General features: G+C 38.2%; 16 protein-coding genes. 3 read left to right on the top strand and 13 right to left on the bottom strand.

Annotated features, from left to right (window positions below):
• The 11 genes from FJ218_09510 to glgA all read right to left on the bottom strand — a co-directional run.
• A partial coding sequence (locus FJ218_09510; GenBank protein ID MBM4167136.1) for a site-specific DNA-methyltransferase occupies positions 1 to 768 on the bottom strand: 768 nt, incomplete at its 3' end.
• Between the two features lie 2 nt (positions 769 to 770).
• A complete protein-coding gene (locus FJ218_09515) occupies positions 771 to 1,553 on the bottom strand; it encodes a restriction endonuclease (GenBank protein ID MBM4167137.1) in 783 nt (260 codons plus the stop codon).
• Between the two features lie 343 nt (positions 1,554 to 1,896).
• Entirely contained in the window at positions 1,897 to 2,160 is a 264-nt protein-coding gene (locus FJ218_09520; GenBank protein MBM4167138.1) for a type II toxin-antitoxin system RelE/ParE family toxin, read from the bottom strand.
• Positions 2,153 to 2,344: a hypothetical protein gene (locus tag FJ218_09525; protein MBM4167139.1), complete on the bottom strand. Its 192-nt coding sequence runs from the start codon at positions 2,342 to 2,344 to the stop codon at positions 2,153 to 2,155. The genes FJ218_09520 and FJ218_09525 overlap by 8 nt, the downstream gene beginning before the upstream one ends.
• A gap of 38 nt (positions 2,345 to 2,382) precedes the next feature.
• On the bottom strand, positions 2,383 to 2,634 hold the full coding sequence (locus FJ218_09530; protein ID MBM4167140.1) for a type II toxin-antitoxin system RelE/ParE family toxin: 252 nt from the start codon (positions 2,632 to 2,634) through the stop codon (positions 2,383 to 2,385).
• Positions 2,627 to 2,845 (bottom strand): DNA-binding protein, encoded by a 219-nt coding sequence (locus FJ218_09535; GenBank protein MBM4167141.1) that lies wholly within the window; start codon positions 2,843 to 2,845, stop codon positions 2,627 to 2,629. The genes FJ218_09530 and FJ218_09535 overlap by 8 nt, the downstream gene beginning before the upstream one ends.
• 67 nt (positions 2,846 to 2,912) lie before the next feature.
• Positions 2,913 to 3,353, bottom strand: coding sequence for a ribose 5-phosphate isomerase B (gene rpiB / locus FJ218_09540; GenBank protein ID MBM4167142.1), 441 nt, complete (start codon positions 3,351 to 3,353; stop codon positions 2,913 to 2,915).
• 75 nt (positions 3,354 to 3,428) lie between these two features.
• Positions 3,429 to 4,694 (bottom strand): hypothetical protein, encoded by a 1,266-nt coding sequence (locus tag FJ218_09545; protein ID MBM4167143.1) that lies wholly within the window; start codon positions 4,692 to 4,694, stop codon positions 3,429 to 3,431.
• A 50-nt stretch (positions 4,695 to 4,744) separates the two neighbouring features.
• On the bottom strand, positions 4,745 to 5,863 hold the full coding sequence (locus FJ218_09550; GenBank protein ID MBM4167144.1) for a hypothetical protein: 1,119 nt from the start codon (positions 5,861 to 5,863) through the stop codon (positions 4,745 to 4,747).
• A 37-nt stretch (positions 5,864 to 5,900) separates the two neighbouring features.
• Positions 5,901 to 6,458: a D-glycero-beta-D-manno-heptose 1,7-bisphosphate 7-phosphatase gene (gene gmhB / locus FJ218_09555; protein MBM4167145.1), complete on the bottom strand. Its 558-nt coding sequence runs from the start codon at positions 6,456 to 6,458 to the stop codon at positions 5,901 to 5,903.
• A 63-nt stretch (positions 6,459 to 6,521) separates the two neighbouring features.
• A complete protein-coding gene (gene glgA / locus FJ218_09560; protein ID MBM4167146.1) occupies positions 6,522 to 7,988 on the bottom strand; it encodes a glycogen synthase GlgA in 1,467 nt (488 codons plus the stop codon).
• A gap of 114 nt (positions 7,989 to 8,102) precedes the next feature.
• Between glgA and FJ218_09565 the strand changes: the two genes are divergently transcribed.
• Positions 8,103 to 8,318, top strand: a complete 216-nt coding sequence (locus FJ218_09565) for a hypothetical protein (protein ID MBM4167147.1) — start codon at positions 8,103 to 8,105, stop codon at positions 8,316 to 8,318.
• Between the two features lie 90 nt (positions 8,319 to 8,408).
• Here FJ218_09565 and FJ218_09570 read toward each other — a convergent pair whose 3' ends face one another.
• Both FJ218_09570 and plsY read right to left on the bottom strand, forming a co-directional pair.
• On the bottom strand, positions 8,409 to 9,407 hold the full coding sequence (locus tag FJ218_09570; protein MBM4167148.1) for an NAD(P)-dependent glycerol-3-phosphate dehydrogenase: 999 nt from the start codon (positions 9,405 to 9,407) through the stop codon (positions 8,409 to 8,411).
• A gap of 32 nt (positions 9,408 to 9,439) precedes the next feature.
• Positions 9,440 to 10,111: a glycerol-3-phosphate 1-O-acyltransferase PlsY gene (plsY, locus tag FJ218_09575; GenBank protein ID MBM4167149.1), complete on the bottom strand. Its 672-nt coding sequence runs from the start codon at positions 10,109 to 10,111 to the stop codon at positions 9,440 to 9,442.
• A gap of 167 nt (positions 10,112 to 10,278) precedes the next feature.
• On the opposite strand from plsY, the gene ubiE reads away from it, so the two are divergent.
• Both ubiE and FJ218_09585 read left to right on the top strand, forming a co-directional pair.
• On the top strand, positions 10,279 to 10,998 hold the full coding sequence (gene ubiE, locus FJ218_09580; protein ID MBM4167150.1) for a bifunctional demethylmenaquinone methyltransferase/2-methoxy-6-polyprenyl-1,4-benzoquinol methylase UbiE: 720 nt from the start codon (positions 10,279 to 10,281) through the stop codon (positions 10,996 to 10,998).
• A partial coding sequence (locus FJ218_09585; protein MBM4167151.1) for an ABC transporter substrate-binding protein occupies positions 10,995 to 11,747 on the top strand: 753 nt, incomplete at its 3' end. The genes ubiE and FJ218_09585, both read left to right, overlap by 4 nt.

Below are 11,747 nucleotides of genomic sequence, written 5' to 3' on the forward strand. Positions count from 1 at the left end.
CAAACCGTTTTTATCTAACTCATCAAGAACTTCGGGAGAATAACGCCAATGTCTTCCACGCGGCGGTGACATTCCCTTCCATAAACCGCCGGTTTTTCCATTCTTCGTCTCTCCCGGTGCGTGCAGTGGGTTTGTCGTGTAACGTTTTCCTTTCGCATCAATTTTATTGAAAAGTTTTTGCGTTTGTTCTTCCGTTTGTTCCACGAGTGGCTCATTCCAAATAAAATTTTCCGACTTTGAGTAAAACAAAATCAAATCTTTGATATTACTATAACCTTTTCGTTCAAAGTTTTTGGGGTTACATTTTATTCTTGCGATGTCGTTACGGAAATTTTTCTCACCGAACACTTCATCCATAATCACTTTTACGTAATGACCAATCTTGTAATCAATGTGTAAATAGATTGAAGCGTTCTCGGACATCAACTCTCGAACAAGAAAAAGCCGCTCGCGCAAAAATTCCAAATATGCTTCGCCAACTAAATGGTCAGTGTAAGCAATCGCATCATCGTTGCTACTGCTAATCGTTGCTGTTCTATGTTTTCCACTTCGATACACAGTGTTCGTTGCAAACGGCGGGTCAGTATAAACGAAATCTATTTTTCCTTTCAAATGAAAATCACTCAAGAGCGTTTGCATTACATTCAGATTATCTCCTTTGATAAGCAAATTTTCAGAAGAAGAATCGTTATGTTTTTTTAGGAACGCTTTTGGAGTGTGTTGCAAAATATCGTTTCTATTTTTTTTGCCTTCGTAAATGAGTTCCATCGTTAGAGTTGATAAAGAAATTCTTTCAAAACTAAACTGCTCATAATGTTGTAATGCTGTCTGTGCTTGACAAGATAATTGTGCATTTTGTTCTTGCCTTCAATATAAAGAACGCCATCAAGTACTGCAATCTTTGTTGCTTTGGCAGTTCTATCTTTCAACAAATTTTTTGCGTCTTCAAATTGTGCGTTTTGATGCCCACCAAAATCAGTAAGAAATTTTGCTTCCCCAATTACATACCTTCCATTGATGCGAGCGACAAAATCTAAACCTTTTGTTCCCTTGTAGTTTAGTTTTTGTTTTGCAAACTCCATCAACTCTGCATCACTCGCATCGAGAATTGCATCGTTTTTGTTTTTAGAAAAATCTTTTGAATTCATCAATTTAAAACCCAACGTTTCTTTTTGAATCCATCTGCGAAACAACGGACCAATTTGGCGATTTGTTTCTTTCGGTTCACTGCTCTTTTCAAAAATTTCATCCAATCCCATTTCATACAAACGCGAACAAAGACGTTGAACAGTCTTTGGATTTCTCGCCAATGCAGTTTTGTCCCGTTTCAAATACGCTACGTACGAATCCTTGATAGGAAATAATTCCAATTCCAAAAGCGAAGAGAGTAACTCAACATTATTTTTTCTTTTGAATGCAATTGAAATTTTCTTCCACTTCTGCTCATCAATTTCTCTAATACCTTCGGGAATAGTCGGATAAACCTTGAAAAGTTCGTCGAGATAATTCCTTTGATTCGCAAATTGAATGCTGAGTTCCGTCCAGTAGTTCATAGTTTATCTTCTCTTTGCAATCCGCTCAAATATTCTTGCATTCCTTCATTCACAAGCATTTTATCTTCGTTTTCAAATTGCTTATAAAGTGTTGCAAGTTGTTCTTCATTTTCAGTTATATTCATTTCTTCAATTTTATTTTCCATTTTCGTAAATATTTATCAAGCGTAACAGTTAACCTTCATAATAAAATCATCCAGCAGTAATTTTACCTTATCACTTTATTTTGCTTTGTATAATGTGATAAGGTTATGAGAGCGTGTGTGGTTTTTTGTGCTACTAAGGTTTTGTTTGTCATCGGTCAGTAAAACAATGTAAAATGTTAAATGCTCAATGTAAAAATTCAGTTTCTATACGCATCTTTTCTATGTCGTATGTGAACAATATCTACTATGTTCTGCTTATCGTAAATGTGATACACAACGCGATAATCTCCAACACGGATTCGCCAAAGGTTTTCTTCACCTTCTAATTTTTTACATCCTCTTGGACGAGGTTCATTCGCAAGTTCTTCAATTCTTGGAAAAATTTTTTCTACAAATGTTGTTTCAAGGTTTTCCAATTCTTTTCGTGCAGAAGTTGCAAACGTAATCGCGTATTTAACCACGCAATTTTCCTTTTAATTGTAATTTCTTTTTTACCATTTCAAAAGATTCACGCGGCTCATCGGAACGAATGCGAGCAATCATTCCGTCATAAAAATCTTCCCAAAGGTCTTTATGTTTTTTGAGGTCAATAACAACGGCAGTTTTGTTTCCTTTGTTATCAATCATAAATGTTATTCCGGTCATAATGTTGTAATGTTTGTAATTTAGTTTCAAAAATAAATTCAGTTTCTATACGCATCTTTTCTGTGTCCAATTCTTAAAACGCGAACTTCATCATTTACAATTTCAAAGATAATTCTATAATTTCCCGTTCGTAGTTTTCTTTTCCCTTTAAACTTGCCTTTCAATACAGGAAGATACATCGCTTGTGTTGGAAGTGAACCATCAATTGTATCGAGAATTCGTTTTACTTCTTTCTTCGGAAGTCTTTCCAAATCCTTTTCGATAGCTGCATTGTATATGATTTTATACACCTAATCTTTTTCTCAGCTCTTTACTGGAAATGTATTTTGCATTTTTATCTTTTGAACGAACAAGCGCAATGTTCAAATCCTCTTGCTCTGCAAGATAATTTTCAATTGCTTTTTGTATGTGATAGGTAAGAGGGCGTTCTGTTTCTTCCGCAACTGAACCTAATTTTCTTACTAATGTTTCTTTGATGTTAATTGATAATGTAGTACTCATAATTCAATGATAATTTCTTTCAATATAAAATCTTCATTCTAAAATCTAATACCTAAAACCTATAATCTCAAATCCCCGTCAGCAAATATATTTTCTCCACTCTCTTCAAATGTCTTCCTCCTTCAAACTCTGTTGAGAGAAATACTTTTACCATTTCTTCAGCGATTTCCAATTTCGTAATTCGTGCGCCGAAGCAAAGAACGTTAGCATCGTTGTGTAACCGAGTAAGTTTTGCGCTTTCTACACTTTCACACACAGCGGCGCGAATTCCCTTGTGTTTATTTGCTACGATGGACATTCCAATTCCTGTTCCGCAGACAAAAATTCCTCGTTCGCATTTTCCATTTGTAATTGCTTCGCTTGCTTTGTGTGAGTAATCGGGATAATCAACGGAATCAGTTGAGAATGTTCCAAAATCTTCAAACGGAATATTGAGCGAAGAAAGAAGTTGTTTTACTTTTTCTTTGTATTCAAATCCAGCGTGGTCGGAAGCGAGTGCAATTTTCATTTTTATTTTTTTTGCCACAAAGACACGAAGACCCAAAAATTATTTAGTGCTTTTGTGCCTTTGTGGTGAAATCAATTATTCTTTCTCAGTCCTAACAAACATCAATTCATTTCCATCGAAACCTATGACGAAGCGAAAAATATTTTCTTTTACCAATTGAAAATCTGTTGTTCCTCGCTGAATAAATTCCAGCGCAACATTCAAACGCGATTCACTTGATATTGGAAAACCAAAACCGCCACTTATTCCGGTTTCATAAATTTTTGTGTTGTTAATGATGTAGGGATTTTTTGCGAAATGCATTCCACCGCGATATGCTATTCGTTCAAAATATGAAGCGGTGTTTTCGCGCGTTGGAAGATATTCGCAACCGGCGTTGATGCGAAAACTGTTTTCATAATTCTTTTGACGAACCGAATGAATTTCAAATTGCGACCAATGTTGAAACTGAAATTCTATTCCCGAATACCATTGTTCATTGATTTGAGAAGACATTCCAATGTTCCATCGCAACGGGATTTTCGTCGGATAATTTTCGCTTGTGTTCGTTCGACGCAACGTCGGTATATCGAAAATATCATCGCTGTCGAAATATTCAGTCGTTGTATCATTGGACGAAGAAAGAGAAATCGGCGAAGAAATATTGAGACCAAATGAAAGAGCATTTGTATAAAAAAATTGTGCGACAGAATAATACAAACCGAATGAGATTCCACTTCCCGTGTAATGTTGTTTCACTGTTGTTTTATGACTTGCAATAAGCGAAGCCGAAGAAAGAAAATTTTCTTGTTTCGTAATCGTCCCAAACGTGTAGTTGAATGAAAGTCCTGCGTGTAAATCTTCGAATAAGTGATATGAACTTCCGGCGTTCAGTTGATATAAGCCGCCGTCTCCGATGTGTTCGCTCGTGTATGGTATTCCGAGTTGCGAAGTAGAAAATCGTGTGCTGTATTTCATTTCGGTGAATGGAACGATTCCTATTCCTGCAGAAATTTTTTTCGGAGAAAAAACTGGAAATGCAATTGCAGTTCCGTTGAATGTTCCTTTGCTCAGAAAAACATTCTGTGCTGTTGTTGAACTATTCACTCCTTCGTATAAAAATTCTGTTGAAAAAATTGTTCTCGAAATTTCTCCCCACGTTGAAGGAAAAAGAATATTGAACGAGTATTTATCACGAGACGTTGCGTTTAATTCTCCAATTGCAATACTTTTCGCATGTGTGGAGGTTCGCATTTCTCCTAAACCAAATTGCGAATAGATGGAACCTTGTGCAAGGAGTGGAGAGCGGAGAACAAAGAGCATTATACTAATGATGAATGACGAATGACCAATGACTGTCATTTGTAATTTTTTGAAACCTAAAATCCTAAATTTATAATCTGTAAACTTCATTATTTTTTTCGGTATAAAATTTCTAAACGAGGACGACAAAGCGAATCGGGAGCATTGTTTCCATAGAAAGAAAATCTGTCGAGCGAATTGCTTTCCGTTTGCGCACTGATGAGCAATCCGTATTGAGCGCTTCCGTTTATCCACGATTGTATTTCTTTTTTTACATCAAAAGACATAGCGGAATAATCAGTTGTTGGAATATTTTCATACGCATTTCCCAACAGTGAGTCGGAGCTGCTTGAACGAAGTTGTTGAAATACAAGCGGCGTTGAATTTTCTTTTTCGAAAACAAATGGCAACATATTCGTTTTCAGAATAAGACGCGCTTTGAAAATCGTTGCGTTTTTGGGAAAGGATGATGCGAGAGTTCCGAATTGTAAGTACAACTTATCAGCAATGCCCGCTTGAATAATCAATGAATCGGTTGCAACCGAATCGTAATTTGCTACAAACAATGCGACACCATTTTTGATGGAGATGGAATCAAAACTATGAGAAGTATCCGAAGGAAATTTGAAGTGCAGTTTCAGTTCAGGTCGCACATTTGCCGAAGTATTGAATGAATAGCAACCAAATACGGGAAGCGACGTTTGAACAAGAATTCCGTTTTTCATTTTCGAATAAAAATTTGTGGAAATAACATTCGTGTCGAGAGGAAAAGCAAAAACGGAATCGCTTTGCTGTACATATAAATTCGGGTTCGAAAAAAGTGAATCGTATGTTGTTGCAGCATAATTGAACCAACGATACGTTGATAAATTTACAGAATCCATTTTGTACACTTTCACAGGAGCCGTGAGTATTCCGGTTGTGTCCATTCGATAGTTTATTTTGATATTGACAACAGCAGAAAATATTTTTGCGGAATCTAATTTTTTCGGAATGTCAAACTTTACGATCGAGACTGTGCGGTACCCGTTTTTTTCTCCGAAAAGAATTCGCTCATAGCCGGCGGCAATTCTTTTTCTCACCGTATTTGCGCTATCGGAAAGAATAGTTTTCGATTCAATGATGACGTTATCAAAAAAATCGTTTCCCACATTATTAGGCGTATCGCTGCAAGAATTTAAAAGCAAGGAGAATGGGGTAAGGAGTAAGATACAAATGATAACGGTCATTCGTAATTTGTGATTCGTAATTCGGAATTTGAAATAATTATTCATCAAGTAATCTTTTTATGTATTGAATTCCTTCGTATAAATTTTGTGCTGTAAAATCTGCGTGTTGTTCGTTCTCATTTCCCCATTTGACTGATTGTTCGCCGTAACCTGTTTCTACCAAAATTGTTTTTGCGCCGACGTTTTTTCCTGCGTCCACATCAACAAATCTATCTCCGATGACGAATGATTTTTTTAAGTCAATGCCGAATTCTTTTTCTGCTTGTTTCAACATTCCTGGTTTTGGTTTTCTACATTCGCAATTATTTTCGTCTTTGTGCGGACAATAATAGATTTTGTCTATGAAGGCATTTTCGTTTTTCAAAAGTTGAAGCAATCGTTCATTCATTTGTAGTAAATCGGTTTCCGTGAAATATCCATGCGCAATTCCCGATTGATTGGAAATAACAAATATTTTTATTCCCAGTTGATTGAGTTCACGAATCGCATCTGCAGAGTTCGGAATGAGAATTACTTCTTCCGGTGTAGAAATGAAATGGCGTTCTTCGATAATGGTTCCGTCTCGGTCGAGGAATACGGCAATGTTAGTGTTCACTTGGTATTATTATGATAACACGAATTGATATGCGATTGAGAGATTTGAGTTTGAATGCACATCTCATATCATTTTATACAATTGCTCGTACTCTCGCGCCGATTTTTCCCACGAAAAATCTTTTGTCATTCCGCGTAGCATTATGTACCGCCACACATCGGGTCGAAACTGATAGATGGAAACAGCGCGCATTATCGTTTCGTACAAATCAAAAGCAGAATAGTTCAAAAACGTAAATCCTGTTCCGCTTTCTCCGCTATCGGAAATATTTTCAATCGTATCAACAAGTCCTCCTACAGCGCGGACAATCGGAACCGTTCCGTAGCGCAAACTATACATTTGATTTAATCCGCACGGTTCATACTTCGACGGCATCAGAAACATATCGCATCCAGCTTCAATAAGATGAGCAAGTTCATCGCTGAAACCAAGATAGACGCCGACTTTATCGGGGAATGATTTTTCCAGTTCCGTAAAAAAACGTTCATATTTATGTTCGCCGGAACCAAGAACGACAAGTTGTACGTTGTGTTGCAAAAGTCCGTGCGACATCCCTGCGATAATATCCAATCCTTTTTGGTCAACGAGGCGCGAAATAATTCCGATAAGCGGAACGTTCCAACGATAGGGTAATCGAAACGTGCGTATCAACGATTCTTTGTTGCGGTATTTCGCTTCGAGATTGTACACATCGAAGCGGAACGGAATGAGTTTGTCGGTTGCAGGATTCCACGAAGTTGTATCAATGCCGTTGACGATTCCGAACAACGTATTTTTTCGTTTCCGAAGTAATCCTTCCAACTTGTTTCCGAATTCTTCCGTAGAACAAATTTCTTCTGCATAGCGTTTGCTGACGGTGGTGATGGCGTCGGCAAAGATTATTCCCGCTTTCATAAAATTAATGCCACCATAAAACTCGAGAAATTCTTTGTCGAGCGCCCATTCGGGAAGTCCGGTGTTGAAAAATTTATTGATGCCGAACACTCCTTGATACGCAAGATTATGAATCGTGAATACTGTTTTTGTGTTTGCGAAGAATGCATCGCGAGCGTAAAATATTTTCAGATACGGACACACCAGCGCAGTTTGCCAATCGTTGCAGTGAATAATATCGGGACGAAAGTTGATGCGCTTGCAAAGTTCAGGAACAACTTTTGAAAAGAAAATAAATCGTTCGTCATTATCCGCGAAATCCGTATTTCGTTCTGTATCATTATACAATCCGTTGCGGTCGAAATAATAGTTGTTTGCAACAAAATACACAGGCGTTTCGTTTCGTTCGTTGCCAATAGTTGAAAACATTATTGTTGCACTTGTCGTTGTGTTGCCGACTGTTTGCACGATTTCTCCGATTCCATCAGCAACGTGCAAGATATTTTTCTTCACGTCCACGTTGCGATATTGCGGAGTAACCACGCGAACATCGTGTCCCAATGCTTTCAATGCTTTGGGAAGCGCTCCGCTCACATCGGCAAGCCCGCCGGTTTTGGAAAACGGTTCGACTTCGCTGGAAACAAAAAGGATATTCATTATTCGTTTGCCCGCGCGGCGGGTGAAATTCTTGATTATTTTTTGTTGGAAAAAAACTGGAAAAAGATACGAAAAAAGTACTGTGTAAGAGTTTCTTTTTCCGATGAACGCACAATGAACGGAAAGACGAAAAAATCTTCGACAAGGTTCCTATGCGTTGTTCACTTGCTTGAAATGGTAAAAAAACATTCTATAATGGATGAAGAAAAATACGAAATTCACTTTGACGGAAGGAACTACCATAGCGGGACATATTTTTATCGGCTCACTGTAACGCAGCAAGGCATGTTGCGTTACACAGAAACCAAAAAACTTTTGCTGATGAAATAGAGAAATACTTTTGAAATTGAGCGAACAATTTTTCAAATAAAAAACCGTGTTCAAGTGAGAACACGGTTTTCCTTTTTTCTAAAAAAAAAGTTAACACTCTTCTACCGCAATACCACTCATCAAATCTTTTGCGGCTTCGTGCGCGTCTTTGCCTTCAAAAATTATTTTATGCACTTCGTTGATAATCGGCGTTTCTACGTTATATTGTTTTGCAAGTGCGACGGCGGATTTTGTTGTTGCAACTCCTTCGGCAACCATTTCCATTTCGCGCAGAATAAATTCCCATTTTCTTCCTTTTCCCAATTGCTCGCCAACGTAACGATTTCTGCTGTGTTTACTCGTGCAGGTAACAAACAAATCACCAACGCCCGCAAGTCCGTAAAATGTTTTTTCTTTTGCTCCCATTGCAACGCCAAGTTGTGTAAGTTCAATCAAACCGCCGCTCATCAATGCCGCTTTCGTGTTGTCCCCGAAACCTGCTCCATCAACAATTCCCGCGCCGATAGCAATAATATTTTTCAGTGAGCCTCCAAGTTCAACACCCAGGATATCCGTTGAAAGATACACGCGAAAAGAGTTAGTTGAAAACGCACGTTGAACGATTGCAATAGTTTCCATACTTCGAGATGACGCAACGACTGCTGTAGGAATATTTTGACATACTTCTTCTGCGTGGCTTGGGCCCGATAGTGTTACAATGTAATCACTGTTCTGTTGCGGAAATACTTCTGCAATCATTTGGCTCATTGTTTTCAACGTTGTAGTTTCAATGCCTTTTGCAACGTTGACGAGAATAGCATTCGGAAAATTATTGCAGTTTAAATTTTCCAATACGGAACGAAGATATTGCGCGGGAACAGCTAAGACGAGCATTTCTTTCGTTGAAGTTGCCTCAAGGATGTTGTCGGTCAGTTGAATGGAAGAGGGGAGAGGAATGCCTGGAAGAAACGATGGGTTTTCGCGGTTGCGCAACATCATTTGCAGATATTCTTCCTTATGGGTCCATAACGAAACGGAATGTGCATTATGTGCGAGAAGAATGGCGAGTGTTGTTCCCCAACTTCCTGCTCCAAGAACACCAATATTCATTCGAATAAACGGAAAACGAAGTTCAACTATGATTACTTATGGTTAGGGAGATGAATTCGTGTCAGCCGTTTTTCTGTTCCGCTCAATAATCGTTTGATGTTAGAACGATGTGTGAAAATCAACAACAACGAAAGTCCGATGGAAACATAAATGAGCGTGTTGTATCCCGTAAGATGTGCGTGAAAAATATTATGACGAACCACCATCACGACCGGAAACGAAACCCCTGCGACAACAGAACCGAGGGATATGTATTTGGATATACCCAGCACCAAAAAAAAGATTGCCATTGTTATTCCCAACTCGATTGGAGCAAGACCAAGAAAAATTCCCAACGTTGTTGCAACGCCTTTTCCGCCGCGGAAATTTGCAAAGATACTCCAGATGTGTCCTGAAATAGCAGATATTCCGGCAATAATTTGCACAACAGTAAAATCGTCGAACGGCGTATAGTTTTTGAACGGAAGCGCATCATACATAACGCGAGCAACAAGTAAAACGGCAATCAGTCCTTTTACTGCATCGAACAGAATTACGCCAACGCCAACTTTCCAACCGAACACGCGGATGACATTGGTGCCGCCAGCATTCCCGCTTCCATAGTTACGAATATCAATTCCTCCTTTGAGTTTACTGATGATGATACTTGTAGGAAATGATCCGATGATGTAAGAAAGCAGAATAACAAGTGATAAAGAAATCATAACGTTTTTTTTACTTTTAAAAGTGGAAAAAGATAGGAATTTTGAATGGAACAACAAAGAAGGCATCAACGATATTCCTCCGTAGTAACGGCGAATTTGTATATTCACCCGCAATTTTCATAAGCCACAACAGTAACATTATAACATCGCATATCGCAATTCCCATTGTGTCTGTTACCATCCCGAAAGAAGAAACTGAACGAAAGCAATACATACGTTCAATGTTCAATTCTATTGCATCGAAGTACGATTTCCTCAATCATATATTCAGCGGTGGAACAGATGTTCTTTGGCGAAAAAAAGCGATTACACTTTTAAAAAAATATGAACCGAAAAAAATTCTCGACGTTGCATGCGGAACGGGAGATTTTTCTTTTGCGGCAATGAAACTTTCTCCACAAGAAATTATTGGTGTAGATATTGCGGAAGAAATGCTTGCAATCGGAAAAGAAAAAATTGCTAAGAAAAGTTTTCAAAACACAGTTCGCTTTGAAATCGGTGAAGCAGAATCGCTGAAATTTTCCAATGAATATTTTGATGCGGCAATTGTTGCATTTGGTGTTCGCAATTTCTCCAATCTTGAACAAGGGCTTTCCGAAATGCGAAGAGTATTGAAATCGAATGGCGTATTATGCGTTCTCGAATTTTCCAAACCGAAAAGTTTTCCTTTCAAACAACTTTACTTTTTCTATTTCAAACATGTTCTCCCTTTTCTTGGAAAACAAATTTCCCAGCACAACGAAGCGTACAATTATCTTCCGCATACTGTTATGAATTTTCCACAAGGCGAAAATTTTATTTCCATTTTGAAAAAAGTTGGTTTTAAAAATGTCGAAGAAAACCGATTGGCGTTTGGAATATCTACTGTATATTTGGCACAGAAATGAACACTCCATCAATTCAAAATTATACCGACTCACATCCAACAACTCCAATCTCCAACCGCATTATCCGCGTTGGACACTCACCTGACCCCGACGACGCATTTATGTTTTACGGACTCGCAAGCGGAAAAGTGCAACTCGATGGAATAACGATTGAACATTTTCTCGAAGATATTCAATCACTCAATCAACGCGCAATGAAAGGCGAAATAGAAGTTACAGCAATTTCCGCTCACGCATTTCCGTATGTTGCTGATAAATATTGGATAATGGAAACAGGCGCAAGTATGGGAGAGGGTTACGGTCCCGTTCTCGTTTCCAAAGAATATAATTCACTCGAAGAGTTACGTGAAAAAATAATTTCAGGAAAAGAATCGCGAACAATTGCGACACCGGGAAAATTAACAACAGCAACATTACTCTTCAAAATATTTTGTGAAGGAATTACCAATGTTGATATTTCTTTTGATACAATAATGGAAAAAGTTTTGGATGGAACATACGCTGCGGGACTTTTGATTCATGAAGGGCAACTCACATATCACACAGAAGGATTTCACAAATTGCTTGACTTCGGAGAATTTTGGGAAACGAAAACCAATGGATTTCCGCTTCCACTTGGTTTAGATGTTGTGCGGAAAGATTTAGGCGAAGAACTTGCGAGAAAACTTTCTCGTGGTTTAAAAGAAAGTATTCACTACGGATACACCCATCAAAACGAAGCGATTCCGTATGCAATGCAATGGGGACGC

The organism is Ignavibacteria bacterium, assembly GCA_016873775.1.
Lineage (GTDB): Bacteria > Bacteroidota > Ignavibacteria > UBA10030 > F1-140-MAGs086 > JAGXRH01.

Coding starts and splice junctions, on each gene's coding strand:
- FJ218_09545 (MBM4167143.1), bottom strand. CDS start 4,694: ATGACAGTCATTGGTCATTCGTCATTCATCATTAGTATAATGCTCTTT.
- FJ218_09525 (MBM4167139.1), bottom strand. CDS start 2,344: ATGACCGGAATAACATTTATGATTGATAACAAAGGAAACAAAACTGCC.
- FJ218_09515 (MBM4167137.1), bottom strand. CDS start 1,553: ATGAACTACTGGACGGAACTCAGCATTCAATTTGCGAATCAAAGGAAT.
- FJ218_09565 (MBM4167147.1), top strand. CDS start 8,103: ATGAACGGAAAGACGAAAAAATCTTCGACAAGGTTCCTATGCGTTGTT.
- FJ218_09570 (MBM4167148.1), bottom strand. CDS start 9,407: ATGAATATTGGTGTTCTTGGAGCAGGAAGTTGGGGAACAACACTCGCC.
- FJ218_09535 (MBM4167141.1), bottom strand. CDS start 2,845: ATGAGTACTACATTATCAATTAACATCAAAGAAACATTAGTAAGAAAA.
- FJ218_09550 (MBM4167144.1), bottom strand. CDS start 5,863: ATGACCGTTATCATTTGTATCTTACTCCTTACCCCATTCTCCTTGCTT.
- glgA (MBM4167146.1), bottom strand. CDS start 7,988: ATGAATATCCTTTTTGTTTCCAGCGAAGTCGAACCGTTTTCCAAAACC.
- rpiB (MBM4167142.1), bottom strand. CDS start 3,353: ATGAAAATTGCACTCGCTTCCGACCACGCTGGATTTGAATACAAAGAA.
- plsY (MBM4167149.1), bottom strand. CDS start 10,111: ATGATTTCTTTATCACTTGTTATTCTGCTTTCTTACATCATCGGATCA.